A 25914-nucleotide genomic window follows, 5' to 3' on the forward strand; every position below is an offset into this window, starting at 1 on the left:
AATGGAAGAAATCAAAATAAAATTAGCTGTCTTTGAAGGACCGTTGGATTTGCTGCTTCATTTGATCAAAAAACTGGAGATCGATGTTTATGATATTCCAGTTGCTACCATCACCGAACAATACATGCAGTACATCCATGCCATGAAAATTTTAGAATTAGAAGTCGCTGGAGAGTATTTAGTCATGGCGGCGACTTTGATGGCGATCAAAAGCCAGATGCTGTTGCCTAAACAAGAGTTGATTGCTGAAGTCGAAGAGTACGAAGAAGATCCGCGGGATATGCTGGTGGCACAACTGCTAGAATACCGAAAATTTAAGTACGCAGCCGAACAGCTTTCAGAAAAAGCGGAAGAGCGCAGTTTGTATTACACGAAAGATCCGATGGATGTCGATGAATACAAAGAGGAAGAAGATCAATTAAGAGCCAATCAATTCAACACGATCGATCTCTTTTTGGCTTTTCAAAAAATGATCGAGAAAAAGAAAAATCGCCAAGTACTAGAAACCAAGATTTCTCCTGATGAAAGCACCATCGATGAAAAGATGGCGGCGATTCAGTTGGAGATGCAACATGTGAGTGCTAAAAAAGGCCGCAGCTTTGATTCGTTTTTTACTTCTTACAATAAAACAGAAGTTGTGGTAACCTTTATGGCATTGTTAGAATTAATGAAAAAAGGAACGATTCGAGTAGAGCAATCAGACAATTATGCGTCGATTCTGCTCTATCCAACAGGTAAAGAAGATGAGTAAATATAGTGAATTAGAAGCGATCTTATTCGTCGTCGGTGATGAGGGGATCGGACTTGAAGAACTGAGTTATTTAGTCAAAAGTAATACTGCCAGTGTCTATCAGCATTTGCAGGAACTAAATCAGCAATATGAAGAAAATGAACATACCGCGTTGCATATTCTAGAAGTTGGCAATCATTTTATTTTAACCACTAAAAAGCAATTTGCCCCTTTATTGAAGAAATACGCCGAATCACCGATGGGGAGTTCATTGTCGCAAGCCGCTTTGGAAACTTTGTCGATCATTGCTTATAAGCAACCGATCACTCGGATGGAAGTAGAAGAGATTCGCGGCGTTCAATCCAGCGGTTCTGTCCAAAAACTGGTGGCAAAGCGGCTGATTGAAGAAAAGGGACGCGTGGACGGACCAGGACGAGCGATCCTATACGGTACGACGGAATACTTTATGGATTATTTTGGCTTAAAAAGTTTGGCTGAATTGCCTGACATCCAATCAATGGAAGATGAACTTGAAGAAGATGCACCGTTTGATCTTTTTTACGACCGCTACAAACAAGCAGAAACAGAAGGAGAATGAAGATGGAACGTTTGCAAAAAGTGATTGCCCATGCCGGCATCACCTCAAGAAGAAAAGCTGAAGGATTGATAACCGAAGGCCGTGTGCGAGTCAATGGACAAGTAATCAAAGAATTAGGGGTCCAAGTCGGTTCAAAAGACGTCGTTGAAGTGGACGGCGTTCCGATCGAACAAGAACAACATGTCTATTATCTGTTCTATAAACCTCGTGGCGTGATCTCAGCTGTAACAGATGATAAAAAACGCAAAGTCGTTTTGGATTATTTTGCTGAAGTCCCTGAACGGGTGTATCCAGTCGGCCGCTTGGACTATGATACCTCCGGTTTGCTGCTACTGACAAATGATGGGGAATTATCACAGACACTGATGCATCCAAAACACGAAGTCGAAAAAGTGTATGTTGCCAAGGTCAAAGGCATTGCGGATAAAAAGCAACTGCTCCCATTGACAAAAGGAATTCGGATCGAAGGGCGTAAGACCGCGCCTGCTCGCTTTGAAATCTTATCGACAGACCAAACGGCACAATCTAGTATTGTGCAATTGACGATCCACGAAGGTCGCAATCATCAAGTCAAAAACATGCTAAAAGCAGTTGGTTTGCCTGTGCAAAAACTAAAACGGGAAAACTATGGTCCGTTAGATTTAAAAGGTCTTCGTCCAGGGGAATACCGAGAGTTGTCGAAGAAAGAAGTCAGCCAGCTGAAAAACAGTGCAAAATAGTTGAAAAGTATCTGAAAACGTAACTATTGTTAATTTTTAGATTTTGTGTATAATAGAACATGTAATAAATAGAATAAAGGTTCGTCTTCAGGGGCAGGGTGCAATTCCCGACCGGTGGTTATAGTCCACGACCTATTTCTTCGGAAATAGCTGAATCGGTGAAATTCCGATACCGACAGTACAGTCTGGATAAAGAAGATAGAGCGTATTTGATTTGCTTATGGCTATTTCGAATGCCCTCTTTTTTCCCTGTGGAAAAAAGAGGGCATTTTTTGTCTGGCGCCGACAAGAAAGCCGAGGAAATTTAATAGGTTCGTTTGAAGAGGAATCCTGAACTTAGGAGGATTTATACTGATGAACAACAAAACAAGAAAAATGGTGACGATCGCCATGTGTGCTGCTATGGGAACAATTTTGCAATTTATCGCTTTTCCAATTTTTCCGGCATTCAGCTTTTTAAAGATCGATTTTAGTGATATTCCCGTGATGATCATGATGTTTTTATTTGGTCCTTGGAGTGGGGTAGTGACTGCCTTCATTCGTTCGGTCCTGCATTTGTTCTTATCTGGTTTTTCACCTGCTGATATGGTGGGAGATACGGCAAGCTTTTTAGCATCATGTGCCTTTACTTTGCCAATGTACTACTTTTTCCGCAAAGGTATCCACACCAAAAACAAAATGGTTGGTGTCATCAGCGGTATCTTGTCGGTAACGATTTTTATGAGTGTGGCGAACCTATTTGTGATCACACCGCTTTATCTACGCTTTTTCGGGGTCACAGCCGATCAATTTTTAGGGATGTCTTTGCCGCAATATGTGGCGATCGGGATTTTACCCTTCAATTTGGTTAAAGGAGCGATCGTCAGTGCCGTCTTTTTAGCACTACATGCCAAACTGCTCCCATGGTTGGCTCGTAAGCAGCCCCATCATTCTGCTATAGGAAAATAAAAAATGAGCCGACTTGCTGTGGCAGACGAAAGGTCTGTTAATGGCAGGTCGACTTTTTTATTTTTCTATAAGGATCGCTCTGGTGGGGCATTTGCGATAAGCAGTTTTGACTTTTTCTTGTTGTTCTTCTATGATAAACTGTTGCCGTGCACTCGGTTCTTGGGCAAATAAAACGATCCCATCTTCATCATAATCGAAGATCTCGGGAGCATAGATCGCACATAGTCCACAAGCAATGCAGCGCTCAGGAACAATTTTACAGCGTTGTGACATTTTTTAGTCCTTTCTGGGAGGAAGATATGGATTCTTTTATTTTAGCGCTGTTTTCTGATACTGACAAGTTGCGTCCATCGACACTTTATCAAATTCTCATTGGTAAGCGCACTAGCTCTGTCTTGAGTTATGCCTTTTTTTATGATCGATTAGGTCTTTTTCAAGCGTTGCCACAGTTGAATGAGAGGGAGTATCAACAGACGATCGCTGACTTGATCCAACAAGGGATGCTAAGTCGAGATTCAGATGGTCTGCTGCTCAAAAGGACCGCTGCAAATTATGAACAGTCAAAAGAAATGTTGTTGCATCATACGGATTATTTTCGGTATGGACGAACGACGGAGGAGGCGTGGCGTTTTGTTCGACTGCTGGTCCAAGCAGCTGCATATCAAGGGGTGACCAATCAGTATATTCCTGTTGAGAACACGCCTTTATATACAGAACCTGTGCGTCGACTGATCCATCAATACCCTGAAATCAAAAAGATCACTCATCGAGAACTTTCGGCAGTTTTTGCCCAACTTCCCGCAGAAGTCGCAGATTTTTTAGCAGGCACCTTATCTGGTCCCGATCTTCTGGGGCAGGCGTTTTTCCAACTTTTGCCAGAATCTGTACAAGGTAAGCCTTGGGACAATCTTTATGTAGGAGCTGCGATCCATCAATTTTTAGCCCTGGTTGAAAAAGAGTCTCAGATGGTTCTGTTTCAAGGATTGTCGCCTTTTCTAAATAGGAATCTGAATCAAAGTATGCTGGAAAGTCGTGCATTGTTCTTGCAAGGAGCTTCTGTTGAGCAGATCATGGAAAAAAGAAGGATCAAACGAGGAACCGTTAATGATCATTTGATTGAGTGGGCACTGCTTGATCTGACATTTCCGTATCAGCGCTTTGATACATCATTGATGAATAAGCTGCCAGAAACTTCTTGGAAAAACAGCTATCAAGAATTACAGGAGCTTCTTACGACTGATTTTTTGACGATCCGTTTGTTACAGATTGCTCAGAAACGGGGGATTCGATGTTAGAAAACGCACTGAATCAGTACTTTGGCTTCAAAACATTTCGTCAAGGACAAAAAGAAGTCATCGAAAGTGTTTTAGCGCAGCAAGATACGTTAGCGATTTTGCCTACCGGGAATGGCAAAAGTCTCTGTTATCAGCTGCCAGGGTACCTCATAGATGGCATCGTAATCATTATCTCACCGCTTGTTTCTTTAATGGAAGATCAAGTCTATGGCCTACAAAAGCAAGGGGAAAAACGCGCGATTGCGTTTAATAGTCAACTAGACCCTACCGATCGTCACTATGTGATGCAGCATTTATCGCAGTACAAATTTTTGTTCTTAAGTCCAGAAATGATCGTGCAAGAAGCCATTTTGCAGCAACTCGAACGAGCTAAGATCGCTATGCTCGTGGTGGATGAAGCTCATTGTGTTTCCCAATGGGGCATTGATTTTCGACCAGAGTACTTGCAGCTTGGTGAAGTAAAAAAACGTTTGAAGACACCCGTCACATTAGCATTGACGGCTACTGCTACGGCGCAAGTCGAAGCAGATATTCGGCAAGTGTTGTTAGCAAAGAATGCCAATGTCTACCGTTATTCGATGAACCGCAGCAATATCGGCTTGTTCGTAGAGAAAACGTCAGACAAAGATGCGGCATTAGCAGACTATCTCAGCCGCTTAGGCGGGGCTGGGATCATCTATTGTTCCACAAGAAGCAAAGTCGAAGAAGTCTATAACAAACTGCGTCAGCGCTATTCGGTAGGCTATTATCATGGTGGTCTAGCGAGCGATCAAAGAAAAACGTTGCAGCAGCAGTTTTCTCAGAATAAACTAAAATTGCTCGTCGCAACCAATGCGTTTGGGATGGGGATCAATAAAGAAGATATTCGTTTTGTGATCCATTATGACTTGCCTGATTCGCTGGAAAACTACAGTCAGGAAATCGGTCGAGCAGGCCGCGATGGCAAACAAAGCAGTGCGATCTTGCTTTATCAGGAACACGATGAGCAGATTCACTACTTCTTTCAGCGAGAAAACAAAGAAGAACGCCGTGCTTTAGAACGAATGGATCAGAAAAAGATGAAAGGACCTTTGACACCGCTGCAAGAAAAATGGCAGAAGAAGATGAAGGAGTTGGGGGCTGCGTTTTGGCTGGAAACGCTAAAACAAAACGAACAGCAAAAGCAAGAACAATTACAAAAAATGTTGGCTTATATTCATTTTACCGGCTGTCGTCGCCAGTTTTTATTGGCGCACTTTGGGGAAGAAGCATCAGCAAATCCTTATTGTTGCGACAATGACGGGATCGAATTGGCAGTGGAAGAAGAGCTTTTAGAAAAAAAAGTCATCCTTCATTGGCAAGAACGTTTAATAAAAATTTTTAAAGATATAAATTGAATCGTATTTTGCAGGACAGTTTTTATTTACCTATGGTATAATACATCGGAAGGAAACTAGGAGGGAATACGAGTGAGCAAGAAAGACAATGACTACAATTCAGAAAATCAAGAACCGTGGGAACAACCAATATATGATACAGAATACGATGATTCTGCATCAAGATCCCAACAAAGAAAACAAAAGCGTGGGAATTCACTCTTTTTGACGATCGTTTTAGTTTTGCTTTTCTTGATCGTGGCAATTCCGGTTGGTGCCGGTATTTGGGTATTGAATCATAACAGTGATGCCCCGACCGCAGCAAGTTCAAGCAGTACAGTAGAAAGTACGACAGAATCTTCGACAACCGAGTCATCAACAACGGAATCATCAACTGCTGAATCGACAAGTGAAACGAGTTCGTCAACAAGTGAATCAAGTTCTTCATCAAGCAGTAGCAGTTCTGCACCAGCTTCAACAACGCCATCAAGTAGTAGTGAGCCGGCTCAACAGGAAAACAATGCAGGGCAAGACACTACGCAAAATAATCAAGGGCAAGGAGCGACTGGTACCGAGGAATACACGACGGTGCAAGCAGGTGAAGGTCCTGAACAAGTGGCAGCCCGTACAGGCATCTCAGTTGAAACCCTATATCAATTAAATGGGATTGATCCAAACAACTACATGCTATACCCTGGCGACACATTACGAATTAAATAAAAAACCGCTTTGGCGGTTTTTTTTCTTGGTAGGAAGAAGCCAAGGTGAACGATAAGCAGAAACGATGAAGGAATACACATCGTTGGGAAACGAGGAGTAAGAAAAATGAAAAAAATCAACATCGCTATTGATGGTCCGGCGTCATCTGGGAAAAGTACCGTGGCAAAAATCATCGCCAATGATTTAGGGTTTATTTATACAGATACCGGGGCCATGTACCGCAGCATCACGTATTTGGCCTTAAAAAGCGGCTGTTCATTAGAGGATGAAGCGGCGATCGCTGCTTTGATCGATCAATACCCCATCACTTTTGAACCGACTGAACACGGTCAAGAGGTCTTTGCAGGAGGAGAGCAAGTCACAGAAGCGATCCGTCAGCCAGAAGTAACCAACGCAGTTTCGAAGGTATCGGCATACCCTGCGATCCGCGAAAAACTAGTCCAACAACAGCAGATGATCGCTAAAGATGGCGGTGTCGTGATGGATGGCCGCGATATTGGTACGGCGGTTTTACCACAAGCAGAAGTCAAGATTTTTCTGGTAGCAAGTGTGGAAGAACGGGCGCAGCGCCGTTTCAAAGAAAATCAGCAAAAAGGGATCGGTACCGATTATGAAACTTTAAAAGAAGAGATTCAGCAAAGAGATTACTTGGATTCTCATCGGGAAGTCTCCCCTTTGAAACAAGCAACAGATGCCGTTCGAATTGACACCTCCGGTTTAACAATCGAGCAAGTCGTAGAAGCGATCAAAAAAACGATCCAAGAAAAGATCGACTAGCGAAAACAATGGGTGTTCCCCATTGTTTTTTTATTTTTCCTACGAAAAAGATGAAAGCAAGCAAGAAAACAGACGTGAAAAGACTTTTTCAACGAAAAAACCGTAGTTTTTTAGGAAAATAAGAGAAATCGCTTTATTTTTTTTTCATTCTATTTTAAACTAAAAGATGTAGTGCAATTATTGCAGAATTGTTGGTTAGGAGGACATGAGAGATGACAGAATTTGAAAATAATCAGGTTGAGAGTGGAAATGAATCAATGGAAGCCGCTTTAGACAATTTCCAAGAAGTAAAAGTTGGAGATATCGTTAAAGGCGAGGTATTGGCCATTGAGGATAAACAAGCGATCGTAGGGATCGAAGGCGCCGGTGTCGAAGGCGTTGTTCCTGCAAAAGAATTATCGACTTTACCTGTTGAAGACATCAACGAAGCAGTCAAAGTAGGGGATGTCTTAGAATTAGTTGTGATTTCAGCAATTGGGAAAGACAAAGAAAATGGCAGCTATCTCCTTTCTAAACGTCGCTTAGATGCGAAAAAAGTTTGGGAAGATATCGAAAAAGATTTCCAAGAAGGAAAAATCATCGAAGCACCAGTCACCAACGTCGTTAAAGGCGGATTAGTGGTTGACGTAGGGGTTCGTGGGTTTGTTCCAGCATCAATGGTCGAAGATCATTTTGTTGCGGATTTTGAAGATTACAAAGGGAAAACATTGACCTTTAAAATCGTTGAGATCGAGCCTTCTGAAAACCGCTTGATCCTTTCTCATAAAGCTGTTGTTGAAGCAGAAAAAGCAAAACAAAAAGAAGCTTTACTAGCTGATTTATATGAAGGACAAGAAGTAGAAGGAAAAGTAGCTCGTTTGACTGACTTTGGTGCCTTCGTGGACCTAGGCGGCATCGATGGACTTGTCCATGTCTCTGAAATTTCACATGGGCATGTTGGCAAACCGAGTGACGTTTTGTCTGTGGGAGATACCGTCAACGTCCGTATCTTATCTGTTGATGCAGACAAAGAACGTGTGTCTCTTTCAATCAAAGACACATTGCCTGGACCTTGGACCAATATTGAAGAGCAAGCGGCTGTTGGCAGTGTCTTAACTGGGACTGTTAAACGTTTGACAAGCTTCGGTGCGTTTGTGGAAGTCTTCCCAGGTGTTGAAGGGCTGATCCATATTTCACAAATCTCCCATAAACACATTGCGACACCACATGAAGTCTTACAAGAAGGCGATGAAGTGCAAGTGAAAGTGCTCGAAGTGAACCCTTCAGAACACCGAATCGCATTAAGTATCAAAGCATTAGAAAAAGCAGAAAATACCAATGAAACACAAGAAGTTTCAGAGGATGATTATCAATTGCCAGAAGAATCAACTGGGTTTACCATGGGTGATATCTTAGGCGATGCCTTAAAAGACAGCGACGAAGAGTAATTGTATGCCATCAGCTTATAACGATTCGATGTTTGAATTTGTTATAAGCTGATTTTTTGTTTGCCGAGAAAGCTTGCAACTTTCCATGGCTTTAGGTAAACTAAGTAAGATTGAATACAAGAAGCAGCGTACAAGGACTGCTTTTTTAAATGGAGGGTAAAAAATGTCAAATCCAACAATAGCGATCGTTGGACGTCCGAATGTGGGGAAATCGACCATTTTCAACCGGATAGCTGGAGAACGAATTTCGATCGTTGAGGATACTCCAGGAGTGACCAGAGATCGTATTTATGCCACTGGTGAATGGCTAGGCCGTGAGTTTAGCGTAATCGATACTGGTGGGATCGATTTAAGTGATGAGCCGTTTATGGATCAAATCAAGCATCAAGCAGAAATCGCCATCGATGAAGCAGATGTCATTGTTTTTATTACGAGTGCTCGTGAAGGAGTAACAGATGCTGACGAGCTTGTGGCTCGTTTGTTATACAAAAGCAACAAACCCGTGATTTTAGCGGTCAACAAAGTTGATAATCCCGAGATGCGCAACGATATCTATGAATTTTATGGTTTAGGTCTGGGCGATCCATACCCAATCTCAGGAAGTCATGGATTAGGGATCGGTGATGTCCTAGATGAAGCAGTCAAACACTTTACCAATGAAGCGGAAGAAGAAGACGATTCCATTATCAAGTTTAGTTTGATCGGTCGACCAAACGTCGGGAAATCCTCCTTGATCAATGCGATTCTTGGAGAAGAGCGAGTAATTGTTTCAGATATCGAAGGAACGACTCGTGATGCGATCGATACCCATTTTACTAGCGAAAGCGGTCAAGAATTTACCATGATCGATACCGCCGGCATGCGTAAAAAAGGGAAGGTCTACGAATCTACTGAAAAATACAGTGTCATGCGAGCAATGCGGGCCATTGAACGTTCAGACGTCGTCTTGATGGTCTTGAACGCCGAAGAAGGAATTCGCGAGCAAGACAAACGGATCGCTGGCTATGCCCATGAAGCAGGCCGTGGAATCATTATCGTTGTCAATAAATGGGATACATTGAAAAAAGAAACGAATACGATGCGTGATTTTGAAGAAGAAATCAGAGATGAATTCCAATATTTGGATTATGCACCAATCATTTTCGTTTCCGCAGTGACGAAACAGCGCTTGAATAAGTTGCCGCAGTTGATCGAAGAAGTCAGCATGAATCAAAACATGCGTATTCCATCTGCGTTGTTGAATGACGTCATTATGGATGCGGTGGCGATCAACCCAACACCAACAGACAAAGGCAAACGTTTGAAGATTTTTTATGCGACGCAAGTGGCTGTCAAACCGCCAACTTTTGTTATTTTTGTCAACGAAGAAGAACTGATGCATTTCTCTTATGCGCGTTTCTTAGAAAATCAAATCCGCAAGGCATTCACTTTTGAAGGAACGCCGATTCGGATCATTCCACGCAGAAGAAAATAGAGATTTTATCATACTTTGTTTCTTTTTACAAAGAAATCTGTCCTTTTCTAGAAAAATGGGAAAAAACCAAAAAAAAACCCCCTAAAAACGTTAAAATCCTTGATATTACAAGGTTCTTATGATAACGTTATATCAGAATATTGATGGTAATCAATATTTGACAAAAACCTTGGACCACTCAAGATTTTTGTTGATGCATGACATCAAAAAAAATATCAGGAGGTGAAACCATCCATGGCAAATAAAGCAGAATTAATCGAAAAAGTTGCAGCAGCTACTGACTTAACTAAGAAAGACGCAACTGCAGCAGTAGACGCTGTATTCTCAACAATTCAAGACGCTTTAGCTAACGGTGAAAAAGTTCAATTGATCGGCTTTGGTAACTTTGAAGTTCGTTCTCGTGCAGAACGCAAAGGACGCAACCCACAAACTGGTGAAGAAATCAAGATCCCTGCTAGCAAAGTACCTGCATTCAAACCAGGTAAAGCTCTTAAAGACGCAGTGAAATAATTGAGTCTTGTAGAAACCCTTGAGTAATCAAGGGTTTTTTCTTTTGTCTAACTAGGGACTGCCACCATGCAGGCGGAACGAATGGGAAAAGAATCGGTTGTTATTGTCAGAAAATTCAAAATTATTTTTTGTTTTTCTTTTGATCTTAAAAAAACATGGGTTGCTGGCACACTTTAATTCTCAAGCAAGAATAAAGGTGATTTAAAAGTCATTTTTATCAAAACAAGCAAGTGATTAAATGACATCTGATGTGAGAAAGGGTTCCTTAGAATTGTCATTATTGAAAAAAAATTCAGAAAATTCGTTGACAAGTGATTTTGCAAAGGGTATATTGGTAAACAATTACAAGAACGTTACTATTTCTAATGAAGGAGCCATTTTCTATGCGTAATTTTAATCAATATTTATTAGTCATTATTATTGATACCAGGACTTAGAACACGGAAGCAAAAATTATCCGTTTGTTTGAGTCCTATTTGCGTAAGTAAAATGGGATTCTGGCAAAGCATCCCAGTTTTTTATAACCGGGATGCTTTTTTTTATTCCAAAATGCAGGAGATGATGAGTGTGAGAAGTGATCAAATTAAAAAAGGGATCGATGCAGCGCCAGCTAGGAGTCTGCTCTATGCCACAGGACAAGTTAAAAATATCCATGATATGAACAAGCCATTTATTGCGATATGTAATTCCTATATCGATATCGTGCCTGGGCATGTGCATTTACGGGAGTTAGCAGATATCGCAAAAGAAGCGATTCGTGAAGCTGGCGGCATCCCTTTCGAGTTCAATACAATCGGCGTAGATGATGGCATTGCTATGGGACATATCGGTATGCGATATTCGCTACCTAGCCGAGAATTGATCGCTGATTCTGCAGAAACCGTCATCAATGCCCACTGGTTTGACGGCGTATTTTATATCCCAAATTGTGACAAGATCACTCCTGGCATGATCTTAGCAGCCATGCGGACCAACGTACCAGGAATTTTTTGTTCCGGCGGTCCTATGAAAGCCGGCATTGATCCTCGGGGACATCAAATAACCTTATCTTCCATGTTTGAAGCCGTTGGGACGTACAAGACGGGTAATATGACAAAAGAAGATTTTGAGTTTATGGAACAAAATGCCTGTCCGACTTGCGGTTCCTGTGCAGGGATGTTTACTGCCAATTCAATGAACTGTCTCTTAGAGATCTTAGGATTGGCAATGCCAGGCAATGGTACGATTCTTGCCGTGTCTGAAGAACGACGAGAACTAGTTAGACAAGCCGCCTTTAAGTTGATGGATCTTGTTGAAAAACAAGTGAAACCTCGAGACATCGTGACCAAAGAAGCTATTGATGATGCCTTCGCTTTAGACATGGCGATGGGGGGGTCCACCAACACAGTGCTGCATACCTTAGCGATCGCCAATGAAGCTGAGATCGATTATGACTTAAGACGGGTCAATGAAATCGCTAAAAGAGTGCCTTATCTCTCAAAAATCGCGCCATCATCAGCCTATTCAATGCATGATGTCCATGAAGCCGGTGGGGTTTCAGCGATCATTAGGGAGCTATGTGATATCGAGGGAGCGATTCATCCCGATCGACCGACTGTTACCGGTAAGACGTTGCGAGAAAATGTCGCTGAAGCGAAGATCCACAACGAAGAAGTCATCCATCCGAAAGAAAATCCGTATAGTCCAGTTGGCGGTCTATCGATCTTGTACGGAAACATCGCCCCAGAAGGCAGTGTCATCAAAGTTGGCGGGGTTGATCCAAGTGTCCAAGTGTTCAAAGGGAAAGCGATCTGTTTTGATTCTCATGATGAAGCAGTCGCAGCAATTGACAATCATACCGTACAAAAAGGACATGTCGTAGTGATCCGCTATGAAGGCCCGAAAGGGGGGCCGGGAATGCCGGAAATGCTGGCGCCTACCTCAAGTATCGTTGGTCGTGGGTTAGGCAAAGATGTCGCCTTGATTACAGACGGCCGCTTTTCAGGAGCGACGCGGGGGATCGCAGTTGGACATATTTCTCCGGAAGCTGCAGCCGGTGGTCCATTAGGACTAGTCAACGATGGCGATGAGATCATTATTGATTTGCCAAATCGAACGCTAAATCTGCAAGTTTCAGAAGAAGAGCTTGCCAAGCGTGCGCAAGAACGACCGAAGTTTCGTTCAAAAGTAAAAAAAGGATGGCTTGCACGTTATACCGCTTTAGTGACCTCTGCGAATACGGGCGGGATTATGCGAGTACCTGATGAGGAGGAGTAGCAATGGAAAACATCGACTATCAAGCATCGCATCTAAGGACTGGCGCGCAAGTGTTAGTGGACAGCTTGCAAGAGCAAGGCGTCGAAATGATCTTTGGCTACCCGGGTGGCGCCGTCTTACCGTTATATGACCAATTATATGATGCAGCGATTCCGAATATTTTGACGCGTCACGAGCAAGGCGCGATCCACGCCGCTGAAGGCTATGCCAAAGCTACTGGCAATGTTGGGGTCGTTTTAGTGACAAGTGGTCCAGGTGCTACGAATGTCGTTACTGGCATTGCCGATGCTATGAGCGATTCCGTACCGTTGGTGGTTATCACGGGGCAAGTGGCCGTACCAGGAATTGGCAAAGACGCTTTTCAAGAAGCGGATATTCTAGGTATCACGTTGCCGATCACGAAACACAATTACCAAGTCCGTTGTGTGGATGACTTACCGAAAGTGATCGCTGAAGCCTTTCACATCGCTTCAACTGGGCGTAAGGGACCTGTTGTGATCGACCTTCCGAAAGATATTACATTGCAAGAAACCGCTGAAACCTGCTCATTGCCGATCACAAGGAAAAGTTATCAACCGAATGCAGAGCCTTCCCGTCTGCAAATTGAAAAATTGATGCACGTTTTAGAAAAAGCACAGCGACCAGTGGTACTGGCTGGTGCAGGCGTGATCGCGGCTGAAGCTGCGGCTGAATTAAATGCATTTATTGCCAAGTACAAGTTGCCGACAGTCACAACGTTGCTCGGCTTAGGCTTACTGCCAAATGATCATCAATTTTTCTTGGGCATGGGCGGTATGCATGGAACGTATGCGGCGAACATGGCTTTATCAGAAGCCGATTTGATTATCAATATCGGCTCTCGCTTCGATGATCGCTTAGCGACTGCCGGCAGTCAGTTCGGTAAGCAGGCCATCGTTGCTCATATCGACATCGACCCGGTGGAGATCGGCAAGATTGTAGAGACAAAGATCCCAATCGTCGGCGATGCCAAGGCTGCTTTGAAACAGATGCTACGGTATCCGCCAACTAGAGGAACGTGGTCTACCTGGTCGGATCTATGTCAAAAACGGAAGACGGAAAAACCTTATCGCTATGATCGCACTCAAGCACAAGAAATCAAACCGCAAAAAGTCATCGAAGAAGTAGGGCGTTTGACCAAAGGAGAGGCTTACGTCATCACCGATGTTGGGCAGCATCAAATGTGGGTCGCGCAGTATTATCCGTTTCGCTTTCCTAAGCAGTTGATCACCAGTGGCGGACTAGGCACGATGGGCTATGGTATCCCTGCGGGAATTGGCGTCCAATTTGCTCATCCAGAAAAAATGGTCGTGGTGTTTGTTGGCGATGGCGGGTTCCAAATGACAAACCAGGAATTTGCTATTTTGAATGAGTATGGCTTGAATGTCAAATTTGTTTTGTTGAATAATCGTTCGTTAGGAATGGTCCGCCAATGGCAAGAAACATTTCATGGCAAACGACGCTCTGCCTCTGTTTTTGCACAGCAACCTGATTTTGTTAAACTAGCACAAGCTTATGGCATCGAAGGCTGTCGGATCGATGAACCCACTCAGCTTTCTGCTATGCTAGCGGAAGCTTTTGCACATACGGGGCCGCAACTGATCGAAGTAATGGTCTCGCCCTCAGAGCATGTGTTGCCGATGATCCCACCGGGGAAAGCCAATCATGAAATGATGGGGGTCTAAGGGGATGAAACGGGTATTAGCAGCAATCGTCCATAATGAAGCAGGTGTTTTGAGCCGCATCACGAGTGTCTTAAACCGCCGGCAGGTCAATATCGAGAGTATTTCTGTCGGCACAACGGAACGGCCAGAGTTTTCACGAATGACGATCATTGTCAACGTGAACGATTTGGCAGAAACAGAACAAGTGACCAAGCATTTAAATAAACAAATAGATGTCTTGAAGGTTTCTGATATTACAGAAGTTCCTCATATCGAACGAGAGCTGGTGCTGATCAAAGTCAATGCACCAACCACTAGCCGCTCGGAGATCCAAGCAGTGATTGATCCGTTTCGAGCGCACATTGTCGATGTCGCACTGAAAACGATCGTTGTGCAAGTTGCCGGCGATACGAAAAAGGTAGAAGCATGCATCGAAGTTTTGCGTCCCTACGGGATCAAACAGTTGGCACGAACGGGTGTCACTGGCTTTACAAGAGGGTAAGTGCAATTTTGAATTGCTTAAAATAAAGAAAGAATTCGGAGGAAACAAGTATGGTAAAAGTATATTACAACGAGGAAGTTACAGATAATCTAGGAGACAAGAAGATTGCGATCGTCGGCTACGGCTCTCAAGGGCACGCTCATGCGCAAAATTTACGGGACACAGGTCATGAAGTCTTTATCGGCATTCGTGAAGGAAAGTCAGCAGAAGCTGCAAGAAACGACGGATTTGAAGTCTTTCCAGTAGCCGAAGCCACTCAAAAAGCGGACGTAGTCATGATCTTGGCACCCGATGAGATCCAAGGATCGTTGTATAAAAATGAGATCGAACCGAATCTTTCTGCCGGCAATGCATTAGCATTTGCGCATGGTTTTAATATTCATTTTGATGTGATCGCGCCGCCAGAAGAGGTGGATGTGTTCCTAGTTGCGCCTAAAGGACCGGGCCACTTGGTGCGTCGAACCTTTACCGAAGGGTTTGCGGTGCCAGCCTTGTTTGCAGTCTATCAAGATGCGACTGGCAACGCACAAGCGACAGCTTTATCTTATGCAAAAGGCATTGGTGCCACACGGGTCGGCGTTTTGGAAACGACCTTTAAAGAAGAGACCGAGACCGATCTTTTCGGGGAACAAGCCGTACTTTGTGGCGGTTTGACCAGCATGATCGAAGCGGGCTTTGAAACATTGGTAGAAGCCGGGTACCAACCGGAATTGGCGTATTTTGAAGTTTGTCATGAATTGAAACTGATCGTTGACTTGATTTATGAAGGAGGATTCAAAAAAATGCGCCATTCGATCTCGAATACGGCAGAGTATGGCGACTACGTTTCCGGTGCTCGGGTGATCACCGCACAAGCCAAAGAAAACATGAAAGCCGTATTGACAGATATCCAAAATGGTCAATTCGCGAAAGGATTCATTGAAGACAATCAAAATGGCTTCCCTGAATTCTATAAAATGCGTGAAGAAAACAGCAACCATCAAATTGAAAAAGTCGGCAGCGAGTTACGGAAAATGATGCCGTTTGTTGCGAAAGATTAGAGGTGGCGCGTTTGTTGGTGACAGTTTCTGCAATCGAACAAGCATATGAACGACTGCGGGGAGCAGTTAGTCATACACCGCTGCAGTATGATCGCTTTTTATCTGAAAAATACCAAGCGACGGTTTTGTTGAAGCGAGAGGACTTGCAAAAAGTCCGCTCCTTCAAATTACGAGGTGCCTACTATGCGATCACCCAAGCAGATCCTGTGCAGACCAGTCGTGGCGTCGTCTGTGCCAGTGCCGGAAATCATGCCCAAGGCGTTGCTTATACCTGCCAAGAACAGCAGATCCATGCGGTCATTTTCATGCCAACAACGACGCCGCAACAAAAAGTCGCGCAAGTTCTCTTTTTCGGCGGCGACTACGTCAAAATCGAATTGGTGGGAGATACCTTTGATGCGGCGGCGCAGGCTGCCAAACAATTTGCAAAAGAAAAGCAAATGGCTTTCATTGCTCCTTTTGATGATCCCAATATTATCGCAGGACAAGGAACAGTAGCCGTGGAAATGTTGGCGGATGCTGAAAAAAAACAAGTATCGATCGATTTGGTGGTGGCAGCCATTGGTGGCGGTGGTTTGATCAGCGGGACCGCAGCCTATTTGAAAGAAAAGCAGCCAAATATAAAAGTTGTTGGAGCAGAACCTGTAGGGGCCGCCTCGATGCAAGCAGCCTTTGATCACCAAGGACCGGTGGCTTTAGAGCATATTGAAACCTTTGTCGATGGTGCGGCAGTCAAACAAGTCGGAGCTCAGACCTATGCCCATGCCAAACGCTATGTGGATCAATTGGTAACGGTGGAAGAAGGTGGAATCTGCCAAACGATTCTAGAATTATACAGCAAACAAGCGATCGTCGCTGAACCAGCTGGTGCCTTGAGCGTGGCAGCTCTGGATGAGATCAAAGAGCAAATCAAAGGCAAGACGGTCGTCTGTATTGTGAGTGGTGGCAACAATGATAGTTCCCGCATGGCAGAGATCGAAGAGAAATCACTGATTTATCAAGGATTGAAACATTATTTTATCGTCAATTTCCCACAACGTCCCGGTGCGTTGAAGGAATTTGTTAGCCATGTATTAGGGCCTGATGATGATATCACGAGGTTTGAATATACGAAAAAAATCAATCGTGGAACAGGACCAGTAATGCTGGGAATCTTGTTGAAACAAAAAAACGATCTACCCGCATTACTGTCACGAATTGAACAGTTTGATCAAGGCTACATCAACCTTCAGCAAAATCAATCACTTTACTCGCTTTTGGTTTAGAAAAAAACATGGTTTCCTTTGTAATACAGGAAACCATGTTTTTTGCTTTTTGGCATAGAATCATGGGACAAATCGGCGAAAATACTTCCTAATGGTTAGCGATTTAGTAGGTGTTTCAACGGCTTCTTGCTATAATAGTAAGTAGTAGCAACAAAGGAGTGAGCCGATGGAAGCTGTTTTTTACAGAAATGAGCAAGAAACCCAGATTTCTTACGGGGAAACATTGGCATCGGTCATGAAAGGACAGTCGATCGAGCCGCAGCAGGTGATCATTTTGACGAATCAGCGTTATTATGACCGCTTTTCAGAAAAAGTAACCCGCCTGTTTTTGCCGCGCGAGGTCAATTGGTATATTTGTACCAACCAAATGTATTGCAACAACTTTAGTGAATTTAAGGCCGCGATGGATTTCTTCGGTCGCTTTTCAAAGCAAGAGTCCTTGTTGATCGTCGGGTTTGGGAATGAAGGTGTATTGGCACTGAGCAGTTTTATCCATGCGACTTCGGTCCTATCGACACAGCTTTGGTTGATTCCTGTTTCCTTGCGGGCCTTAGCCAAAAGTGTCAAAGAAACAGCGATCGTTGTGAAAAAGCCAGATATCCCGATGCTGGAAAATCCTAATGCACCACAATTTGTTATTTTCGATCAGACGATTGCCGAAAAGCAAATCGATGGGAAACTTGTCGACTTTTTGACCCTGATCCGTGGTGGCGTGCTTGCCGATAGCGATTTTTTAAAGGAACTTTATCGAACGTACCCCAGTCATCAGGCATTGATGAGACACTCGTTGGCAGCTTATACCAATCAGCTGATCCAATTGTATCAGCAGTCGGGACGCGAATTAGAGGAGTTTGGGCAACTCTTTGCCGATGCTGCTTATCAAACAGAAAATGGTCACTTGCTGTCTGATGCGATGAAATTGTTCTTTGGCTTTTTGTTTCATTTTATTTGGACAGTCCAGCAGCAGCAGTTGACTGTCGATCTGCCAGTATTTTGCCAATGGCTTGCACGATTAGGCTTTCCTATCGAATTGCCCGAGTCTTTTTCCTTAAGCGAATATTTCAGCCGTGTACTAGAATTGCAGCAAAAAGAAAAAAAACTGTTATTTTTGGCAAAAGTTGGTACAATAGGGGGCAGAACGGAAATCGAGGAGAAAGATCTTGTCCAAACGATGGAGACTTATCAGCGATTAATCAATGAGATTCGAGGGGTCTAAATGGAAACTTATAGTGAAAAAATGTTAAAAGCACTAGCCGCAGAAGAGTTGGCTGAAGCACAATTGAATTTTACCGAAGCACTGCAAAAAGATGATGATGAAACACTTGGCGCTTTAGGCGATGAATTACTGCAGATCGGTTTTTTAGAAGAGGCGAAAACGTTATTTGAAACCTTGCAGCAGCGGCATCCTGAAAATGAAGCTTTGCTGCTTCCTTTAGCGGAAATTGCGATGGAAGAAGACCAGATTGAAACAGCCTTCACCTATATCGATCAAATACCACCAACGAGTGAAGCTTATCTGCAAGCCTTGTTATTGAGTGCGGATCTCTATCAACTGATCGGTATTCCGGAAGTCAGCGAAGCCAAATTAAAAGAAGCGCAAAGCCTTGTGCCAGAGGAACCCTTGATTCGTTTTGCCTTAGCTGAGTTAGCTTTTTCAACGGATCGCTATCAAGAAGCTGTTGACCTTTATCAAGGATTGCTGGAAGAAGATATTACGGATATTTCGGGGATTTCGATCGTTGAACGGACCGGAACGTCATTGAGTATGGCAGGTAAGTTTGAAGAGGCGTTGGAATATTTTGAAGCAAGCTTAGAAGACGAACAGACGGACGAGCGTCTCTTTCAAACGGCTTTAGTCTATTTGCAGCTGAAGGAAAATGAACAAGCGATTCGCTACTTGCAGCAGTTGCGGGTCATGAATCCCCAATACCGGGCCTTGTATCTTTATTTGGCTGAAGCATTGCAAGAAGAAGAACAGCTGGAAGAAGCGCAACGTGTGATCGAAGAAGGGATTCATGAAGATCCATATCAAGTGGATTTCTATCATTTTGCTGCCGAGAATGCTTACCGACTTCATGACAGTGAAGCAGCCGAGTCATTTTTACTTAAAGCACTGGAAACTGGTGAAAAAGAAGAGGATACATTACTGACTTTAAGTAATTTATACTTGAATGAAGCGCGTTGGCAAGAAGCGATCTTGGCGATCGAGCGAATGGAAGACAATGAACAGCCTCACGCTTTATGGAATCTAGCGCAAGCCTTCAATGCGTTAGAAGATTTTGACAAAGCAGCAAAATATTACGAAGAAGCCAATGCTGATTTGCACCATGAACCGGCGTTTATGAAGGAATACGGCATTTTCTTACGTGAAGAAGGGCGTTTACCTGAAGCTCTTCATTTGCTACAACATTATTTGGCACACGAACCAGGTGATTTAGAAGTACAGTCGATCGTGGAGGACTTATTAGAAAGATAGGTGAGAGAAATGAACATCAATGTACAAGAAAAGAAAAAGTTTCTTAATTGGTTAGTTTCGACCGTTTCCTTCAGCCGCCGAGAAGTCTCTTGGGTGTTAAACTATCTGGCGAACCATGAAGCGATCTTGGCCAATGTTCATTTTGTAGAAGGGGCAGCCGCAGCCAAACGGGGCTTAAGTGTCCGCAGTACGGAAGTTGGAGGCGAACCCTTTGTCTTGAGTATCGAAGGACAGACCTTTTATGACATTGATCAGATTTTTCACGAGATTCGCATGAATTGGAAACAACCCTTGTATCTTGAATGTCTCTTTCCAGATTCTTGGTCGCAATCCTTTTATTTAGCAGTTTTAGAAGACAATCCTTATGAACGTTGGAACGACCACTTGGATCAAGAAATGACCCAACATGTTACCCAGTACCTTGAAAAAGAAGAAGCAAAAACCAAAATTGATACCTTGTATCGGCAGATCGATCTAGCATTGGAAAATGGGGATCGTGATGCCTTCTTGGAACTTTCCGATGAAGTAAATCGGCACTTGCTCCAACAAAAAGAAGAAAGCCGCTGACAAATAAAAAAGCAGTCCTTTAACCGGGACTGCTTTTTTAGTCTTTATTTTGTTTTAGAGACCGCTGCTTTGCGCTGTAAGAACCGTGACTTAGGTCTTAAGTAGGTAAAGCCTTCGCCTTCGACTTCATGGACATTGATGACAGAAACAAACGCTTGCGGATCAAAGTCATGAACAATGCGCTTGACTTCAGAAATCTCCCGTCCGCTGACCACCATATAAATGATTTGTTTCGATACTCTTGAGTAAGCCCCTTCGCCCTGTAAAAACGTGACACCGCGTTCCAATTCATCCATTAAAACAGGAGCTATCTCTTCGCTATGATTGCTGATCACTAAAATCCCTTTGGCTGAATAGCCGCCGTCTAAGATCGAATCGATCACACGAGTGAAGACATAAGAAAAAATCAAGGTATACATCATGCGGTTCAAATCTATATAGGTCAAAGAAAGCAACAGGACGAACACATCAAAGATCAAAAGCGACCGCCCGATCGTCACCCCAAAGTTTTTCTCTAAAATGCGCGCCAGTACATCGACGCCACCTGTTGTTCCACCGACTTTGTAGACGATCCCACTACCGATCCCTGCAATCAAACCAGCCAAGAGTGCGACGATCAGTAGATCATGCTGTAGATCGATCAACAGGGGAACACTCTGCCAAAATGCCAACCAAAAAGACAAACCAAAGGTTCCTAAAATCGTATACACTAATGAGCGTCGACCAAGAATTTTGCCACCGATCAAAATGATCGGAATATTTAAGATCAATGTACTAATGGCAGGATTGATTCCCCATAAGGCTCGCAGGATCAAGGTGATCCCTGTCACACCGCCTTCTGCTAAGTCATTTGGGATATTTAAATAGACTAGACCGAAGCCATAAATACTCGTACCGAAAATAATCAAAACAATGTCGCGAATCGTTCGCCATGAAAAAAATGCCCGCATCCTGTTTCCTCCGTTATTCAACTTCCACAAGTATCAATGTAGCACGAAATCATTGAATGTACAACAAATCCTGAGGGGGCTCTATCTAGGCAGGCAGCCATTCTTTTGGTAAGATAAACGAGAAAGGGTGAAGAAGATGACAGATAAACGTTCCTTGGCATCGATGCAAGAAGAAGTCGACGCCTATATTCAACAATTTAAAACTGGCTATTTCAGCCCCCTCGCCCAAATGGCTCGTTTGACTGAAGAAGTTGGCGAATTGGCGCGAGAAGTAAATCACTATTACGGGGAAAAAAATAAAAAAAGCGATGAAGTTGAAAAGACCGTGGCAGAAGAACTGGGCGATGTACTCTTTGTGACGATGATCATGGCCAATTCACTAGACATCGACCTGACTGAAGTGTTTGAGGAAAATATGGCAAAATTCAATCAGCGGGATGCGTATCGTTTTGAAAGAAAAGATGGGAAAGTACATGAAGCTGACTAAACTACCAAAAGAATTTGCAGAAGCTGCGCCACTCCTAAAAAAAATCGAAGCCGCGGGCTATGAAGCATACTTTGTTGGCGGCAGCGTGCGGGATACGATTTTAGGCCAGCCGATCCATGATGTCGATATTGCTACCAGTGCGTTTCCAGCCGAAATCAAGGCGCTTTTTCCTCGAACCATTGACATTGGTATCGAGCATGGGACGGTGCTGGTCTTGTGGGAACAGGCGCAATATGAGATTACCACCTTTCGAACCGAAGCCGCCTATCAGGATTATCGCAGACCTGACAAAGTTGATTTTGTCCGTTCCTTGAAAGAAGATCTAAAGCGGCGGGATTTTACCATCAATGCATTGGCACTTCAAGAAGATGGGGTCATCATTGATCTTTTCGATGGTCTGGCAGATATCGACAATCAGATTTTACGAGCAGTGGGTCACCCGCAGGAACGTTTCCATGAGGATGCCCTACGAATGATGCGGGGGCTGCGTTTTGTCAGTCAATTGGGCTTTGTTTTAGAAACAGAAACATTGGCTGCTATCCATGCGAATCATGCCTTGTTGGGGAAAATCTCTGTTGAACGGATCATGATTGAATTCGTGAAATTGCTGTTAGGCAATCATCGGAACCAAGCACTACGAGCACTAGTAGAAACCGAATGCTATATCTATTGCCCAGGCTTACGGGAATACGGTGAGGCGTTACTGCGGATGGCAGACCTGCCAGCGATCCCATTAGAAAACGAAACGACGGCTTGGGTATTGCTCATTGACCAAATCGGTTTAGCTCCTGAGGCAGTCCGCAGCTTTTTAAAAGCTTGGAAATGTTCGAATGACTGCATCCGCCAAGTACAAACGGTCTATCAAGCACTGCTAATGCGTCGAAACGGCGAATGGAACGATCTGCTGTTGTATCAGTTCGGTTTAGAAGCAACCTGTTTAGCTGAAGGATTATTGCGTTATGACAAGCTGCCCAATGATCCTGCAAAAATCAGTCAGCGCTATCAGCAGCTACCGATCCATTCACTGAAGGAGCTGGCGATCAATGGACGTGATTTACTGCAGACAGTTGATCGTTCTTCTGGTCCGTGGCTCAAAGAAGTCTTGGCCGCTGCCGAAGCTGCAGTCATCACACGAAAAATCCCTAATGAAAAAGAAGCACTATTGGCGTTTGCCCAAGCATATTTAGCGAAGGAGGGATAACTGAAGAATGGAAAGCAAAAAAGACTTTCTCGTTGACCTTCAAGACACTGCGGCTGTTTTGGGTTCTGGCGGTTTAGCGGTTTTAGCAACCCCTCGACTAGTCGCAATGGTGGAAAACACCTGTTGGGAAGCACTTGAGCCTACTTTAGATAAAGGGTTTACCACCGTCGGTACAAAGTTTTCGATCGATCATTTGAAACCTTCACCAGTCGGAGCGACAATCACAGTTCTTATACAATGGGAAAAAGAACAAGGATTCCAGTTTGATTATCAGGTGACCGATGGGGCGCAACAACTCATTGCTAAAGGGACTCATCAACGAGCGGCGGTGGAAATCTCTCGGTTTATGAAAAAAGTCAACGAAAACCAAAGTTAATTTGTGTCCCAGTAGCGACTATGTGTTAGAATTAAAATGTATTATTAATAAAAAGGAGCGTTTTGTCATGGCTAGAGAAATGAAAGCTTTAAAATTTTATTTCCGTAATGGAGAAACATGGACGATCGAGCGCCGTTACATCGGTGACTTATGGATCAAACAAATCACGACCAGTTTTGGCCGTATCCACGGAAGCGAATTCGTTGAGATTCATCCATGTGCTGGGTTCAAAATTGAAATCTTTCAAGAAGGCGATCATGTGGCAACACATGACATCAACTTAGGCGGACTTGAATTAGGGATGTTTGCTCGTGCGTTGAAATATGAAGATATTGAACGGATGGAAATTCTTTACCGTAACGGTACACCGGATCTTGTTTATTTCCCATACAAGGACAAAGATACGGAAGGATTGGATAATGTATACCAATCAACAAAAATCAGTGAAAAAACGAAGAGTCTGTATATCGTGATCGACCCAAATCAAACGGTTGATGATGTTTATCAAGAACATTTCGAAGAATAAGAAAAACGCAGAACCAGTTGGTTCTGCGTTTTTTTTTAGAATGTTTCTTGGAACATATCCGTATACTTTTTTAATAAAAGATAATCTTCGGCATATTCATCCTTTAAAACGATTGTATCGCCAAAGAAACTCTTACGAGCATGTTGAATGATCCGATGCTGAATATCTTTTTCCAGAAGGTAATCGATCTCAGACTGTTTCAGGTTTTGTGCAGCAGTCGCCCGATTCTTTTCTAAATATTGCAGCAAATCGTACTCAAGGTGTCCCGCACCATTGATGACTCGTTTGTATTCGATTTTGTCAATTTTCATCTGCTCACACTCCTTGCTATTAAAGTACCTTAGAAAGAAGTAAAGGGGGAGATGGGGGCCTCGAAATTACATAAATCTTTAAAAAATGGATCGTTTGTTAATGTTATCTTAAGATTTGTCATCGAAAAGGAAAGAAAAACGAGTCAAGTGCCAGTATTTTTTGAACCATCAGCAAACGGTTCTTTTTCTTTTTGCTGATGGACAGGTCCTATGTTGGCGATCCCATCTAGACCACCAGCGTGACCACCGACTAATTTGCTGCGTGCAATGGCACGAGCGCCTTCCATTCGGCTTGTGGCATGAACGATCGAAGTGAAGCCGTATTTCTCACGAATCTTATCGATGATCAAATCTAATTTACGCTGGCGTAATTGCGTTTCTGCTTGCTCAAAAAGATCCAGCTGGACATTTTCTGTATAAACCAATTTTGAATAGGTGATACCGATGTGGCGAACGACTTGCCCGGTATAAAATTTTCGAAAGAGAAATAGGCAATGAGCAACAAGCTTACGTGTATTGTCAGTTGGCGGGATTTTCATTTGTCGGGAAAAGCCAGAGGCAGTTTCACCAAAGGCTACGCCGATGTAAACATTGATACAAGCGGTCTGACAATGATGGCGGCGAATTCGAGCGGCAACTTGCTCTGCCATTTCCTTGATGACGATCTCGATTTCTTCTTGTAAATAATAATTGCGATGTAGGACCTGACTATTGCCGTAGCTTTTTTCCATGACCTGCGGTGTCGGTTCGGCTAAAATGGTGCGGTCAATGCCGTGAGCGTGATGGTAGAGCTGCTCACCAATGATTCCCATGCGACTGCGCAAAAGATCAGGACTGGCATGAGCCAATTGTTCAATAGATTCAATCCCCATCAAGTGAAGTCGTTTTTCTGTGCGTCGACCGATTCCCCAAAACTCAGTCATGGGGCTGATTTGCCAAACTTTTGTCGGGACATCTTCGTAGGTCCATTCGGCAATCAAGGAACGGTTGTGTTTGGATTCGTTATCTAAAGCTAGTTTTGCTAACAAAGGATTGTCACCAATACCGATGGTGACATACAATTTCGTTGTTTCGTAAATGTCTTTTTGAATTTGCTGGGCAATCAGCCAACGTTTTTCTTCGCGAGAAATCGTGTTATCAGGAATGAAAAGATCCAGTGTACGGGTCAGATCCATCATCGTTTCGTCGATTGAATAGAGCAGCAAATCATCTTGTCCAACATATTTGCGAAAGACATCATTGACTTTGGTGTTTTCTTTGATATAAAAACTCATACGTGGCGATGCTTTGTACAAATCGGGATGCGTCGGCAGATTGTCATTGCGGGTCACATTTGAAATTCCTAAAGCCGATTTTGCCTTTGGGGAAGCCGCTAAGATTAAGCCGTTTCCAGTATTGTCAGAATGAGACATGACGACCAGCATCGCTTGGATAGGGTCTAAGCCGCGCGAGATGCATTCGACAGAAGCATAAAAACTTTTGACATCGATAAATAAGATATCGCGTTTTGGCTCGAGCGCATAATTAAAACCACCCATTTTTATCACTCCTTACCGAGATTATACGAACGTTTGTTCTTTTTTGTCAAGCGAACAGGAGCGGATGGGTGGATTTGTTTTTTTATAGAGAGATTATTTTTGGCTTATAATGATGGGAAACGTTGTTTTATAAGGGATACATTCATTTCAGGTTATCAGAATCCGATTGGACATAAAAACGTGA

27 protein-coding genes and 1 riboswitch are annotated in these 25914 nt (G+C 43.4%); of the genes, 23 read left to right on the forward strand and 4 right to left on the reverse strand.

The window, feature by feature from the left end:
• The first annotated feature begins 1 nt into the window (after position 1).
• From IGJ17_RS05515 to IGJ17_RS05530, 4 genes are all read left to right on the forward strand, one after another.
• Positions 2–751, forward strand: coding sequence for a segregation/condensation protein A (locus tag IGJ17_RS05515; protein WP_008381030.1), 750 nt, complete (start codon positions 2–4; stop codon positions 749–751).
• Entirely contained in the window at positions 744–1328 is a 585-nt protein-coding gene (gene scpB / locus IGJ17_RS05520; RefSeq protein ID WP_005229316.1) for an SMC-Scp complex subunit ScpB, read from the forward strand. Before IGJ17_RS05515 ends, scpB begins: the two co-directional genes overlap by 8 nt.
• A gap of 2 nt (positions 1329–1330) precedes the next feature.
• Positions 1331–2047, forward strand: coding sequence for a pseudouridine synthase (locus tag IGJ17_RS05525; protein ID WP_034872188.1), 717 nt, complete (start codon positions 1331–1333; stop codon positions 2045–2047).
• A 79-nt stretch (positions 2048–2126) separates the two neighbouring features.
• A riboswitch (FMN riboswitch) is annotated at positions 2127–2251 on the forward strand.
• Positions 2252–2401: 150 nt separating this feature from the next.
• Positions 2402–2995 (forward strand): ECF transporter S component, encoded by a 594-nt coding sequence (locus IGJ17_RS05530; RefSeq protein ID WP_016613081.1) that lies wholly within the window; start codon positions 2402–2404, stop codon positions 2993–2995.
• 57 nt (positions 2996–3052) lie between these two features.
• Here IGJ17_RS05530 and IGJ17_RS05535 read toward each other — a convergent pair whose 3' ends face one another.
• Positions 3053–3268 (reverse strand): ferredoxin, encoded by a 216-nt coding sequence (locus IGJ17_RS05535; RefSeq protein ID WP_005237096.1) that lies wholly within the window; start codon positions 3266–3268, stop codon positions 3053–3055.
• A 26-nt stretch (positions 3269–3294) separates the two neighbouring features.
• Between IGJ17_RS05535 and IGJ17_RS05540 the strand changes: the two genes are divergently transcribed.
• The 15 genes from IGJ17_RS05540 (at position 3295) to IGJ17_RS05610 (ending at position 20341) form a co-directional block, all read left to right on the forward strand.
• Positions 3295–4290: a helix-turn-helix domain-containing protein gene (locus tag IGJ17_RS05540; protein WP_016621013.1), complete on the forward strand. Its 996-nt coding sequence runs from the start codon at positions 3295–3297 to the stop codon at positions 4288–4290.
• Positions 4284–5666, forward strand: a complete 1383-nt coding sequence (locus IGJ17_RS05545) for a RecQ family ATP-dependent DNA helicase (protein ID WP_061053907.1) — start codon at positions 4284–4286, stop codon at positions 5664–5666. The genes IGJ17_RS05540 and IGJ17_RS05545 overlap by 7 nt, the downstream gene beginning before the upstream one ends.
• 72 nt (positions 5667–5738) lie before the next feature.
• Complete coding sequence (locus IGJ17_RS05550; RefSeq protein ID WP_005237087.1) at positions 5739–6365, forward strand: SAG1386/EF1546 family surface-associated protein; 627 nt, start codon at positions 5739–5741, stop codon at positions 6363–6365.
• A 105-nt stretch (positions 6366–6470) separates the two neighbouring features.
• Entirely contained in the window at positions 6471–7142 is a 672-nt protein-coding gene (gene cmk / locus IGJ17_RS05555; protein ID WP_005237085.1) for a (d)CMP kinase, read from the forward strand.
• Between the two features lie 212 nt (positions 7143–7354).
• Positions 7355–8569, forward strand: a complete 1215-nt coding sequence (gene rpsA / locus IGJ17_RS05560; protein WP_005229333.1) for a 30S ribosomal protein S1 — start codon at positions 7355–7357, stop codon at positions 8567–8569.
• A gap of 163 nt (positions 8570–8732) precedes the next feature.
• The gene (gene der / locus IGJ17_RS05565) at positions 8733–10043 is read left to right on the forward strand and encodes a ribosome biogenesis GTPase Der (RefSeq protein WP_005237082.1); all 1311 of its coding nucleotides are present in this window, start codon (positions 8733–8735) and stop codon (positions 10041–10043) included.
• Positions 10044–10277: 234 nt separating this feature from the next.
• Entirely contained in the window at positions 10278–10553 is a 276-nt protein-coding gene (locus IGJ17_RS05570; RefSeq protein ID WP_003126821.1) for an HU family DNA-binding protein, read from the forward strand.
• Between the two features lie 567 nt (positions 10554–11120).
• Complete coding sequence (ilvD, locus tag IGJ17_RS05575) at positions 11121–12809, forward strand: dihydroxy-acid dehydratase (protein ID WP_008381045.1); 1689 nt, start codon at positions 11121–11123, stop codon at positions 12807–12809.
• A 2-nt stretch (positions 12810–12811) separates the two neighbouring features.
• On the forward strand, positions 12812–14512 hold the full coding sequence (gene ilvB / locus IGJ17_RS05580) for a biosynthetic-type acetolactate synthase large subunit (RefSeq protein ID WP_086332198.1): 1701 nt from the start codon (positions 12812–12814) through the stop codon (positions 14510–14512).
• A 4-nt stretch (positions 14513–14516) separates the two neighbouring features.
• Entirely contained in the window at positions 14517–14993 is a 477-nt protein-coding gene (gene ilvN / locus IGJ17_RS05585) for an acetolactate synthase small subunit (RefSeq protein WP_005229349.1), read from the forward strand.
• Between the two features lie 50 nt (positions 14994–15043).
• Entirely contained in the window at positions 15044–16033 is a 990-nt protein-coding gene (gene ilvC / locus IGJ17_RS05590; RefSeq protein ID WP_005237076.1) for a ketol-acid reductoisomerase, read from the forward strand.
• A gap of 11 nt (positions 16034–16044) precedes the next feature.
• Positions 16045–17298, forward strand: coding sequence for a threonine ammonia-lyase IlvA (gene ilvA, locus IGJ17_RS05595; protein ID WP_061053909.1), 1254 nt, complete (start codon positions 16045–16047; stop codon positions 17296–17298).
• Positions 17299–17464: 166 nt separating this feature from the next.
• The gene (locus IGJ17_RS05600) at positions 17465–18514 is read left to right on the forward strand and encodes a hypothetical protein (RefSeq protein WP_008381049.1); all 1050 of its coding nucleotides are present in this window, start codon (positions 17465–17467) and stop codon (positions 18512–18514) included.
• Complete coding sequence (locus tag IGJ17_RS05605; RefSeq protein ID WP_061053910.1) at positions 18515–19774, forward strand: tetratricopeptide repeat protein; 1260 nt, start codon at positions 18515–18517, stop codon at positions 19772–19774.
• 9 nt (positions 19775–19783) lie between these two features.
• Complete coding sequence (locus tag IGJ17_RS05610; RefSeq protein ID WP_008381051.1) at positions 19784–20341, forward strand: YpiB family protein; 558 nt, start codon at positions 19784–19786, stop codon at positions 20339–20341.
• 44 nt (positions 20342–20385) lie between these two features.
• Here the strand turns inward: IGJ17_RS05610 and IGJ17_RS05615 are convergent, their stop codons facing one another.
• Positions 20386–21291 (reverse strand): YitT family protein, encoded by a 906-nt coding sequence (locus IGJ17_RS05615; RefSeq protein WP_005237068.1) that lies wholly within the window; start codon positions 21289–21291, stop codon positions 20386–20388.
• 136 nt (positions 21292–21427) lie between these two features.
• Here IGJ17_RS05615 and IGJ17_RS05620 point away from each other — a divergent pair, with 136 nt between their 5' ends.
• From IGJ17_RS05620 to IGJ17_RS05635, 4 genes are all read left to right on the forward strand, one after another.
• A complete protein-coding gene (locus IGJ17_RS05620) occupies positions 21428–21778 on the forward strand; it encodes a nucleotide pyrophosphohydrolase (protein ID WP_008381054.1) in 351 nt (116 codons plus the stop codon).
• Positions 21765–22979, forward strand: a complete 1215-nt coding sequence (locus IGJ17_RS05625; RefSeq protein WP_086299632.1) for a CCA tRNA nucleotidyltransferase — start codon at positions 21765–21767, stop codon at positions 22977–22979. Before IGJ17_RS05620 ends, IGJ17_RS05625 begins: the two co-directional genes overlap by 14 nt.
• 7 nt (positions 22980–22986) lie before the next feature.
• Positions 22987–23355: a thioesterase family protein gene (locus tag IGJ17_RS05630; protein WP_008381059.1), complete on the forward strand. Its 369-nt coding sequence runs from the start codon at positions 22987–22989 to the stop codon at positions 23353–23355.
• A gap of 67 nt (positions 23356–23422) precedes the next feature.
• On the forward strand, positions 23423–23881 hold the full coding sequence (locus IGJ17_RS05635; RefSeq protein WP_008381061.1) for a hypothetical protein: 459 nt from the start codon (positions 23423–23425) through the stop codon (positions 23879–23881).
• Between the two features lie 35 nt (positions 23882–23916).
• On the opposite strand, the gene IGJ17_RS05640 is transcribed toward IGJ17_RS05635, so the two are convergent.
• Together IGJ17_RS05640 and IGJ17_RS05645 are read right to left on the reverse strand one after the other, a co-directional pair.
• The gene (locus IGJ17_RS05640) at positions 23917–24192 is read right to left on the reverse strand and encodes a hypothetical protein (RefSeq protein ID WP_008381063.1); all 276 of its coding nucleotides are present in this window, start codon (positions 24190–24192) and stop codon (positions 23917–23919) included.
• Positions 24193–24335: 143 nt separating this feature from the next.
• Positions 24336–25730, reverse strand: a complete 1395-nt coding sequence (locus IGJ17_RS05645) for a Y-family DNA polymerase (protein WP_016613094.1) — start codon at positions 25728–25730, stop codon at positions 24336–24338.
• Positions 25731–25914 lie beyond the last annotated feature (184 nt).

Origin of the sequence: Enterococcus sp. DIV1096b (assembly GCF_050498765.1) — a bacterium.
In the GTDB taxonomy this organism is placed as follows: Bacteria; Bacillota; Bacilli; order Lactobacillales; family Enterococcaceae; genus Enterococcus_D; species Enterococcus_D entomosocium.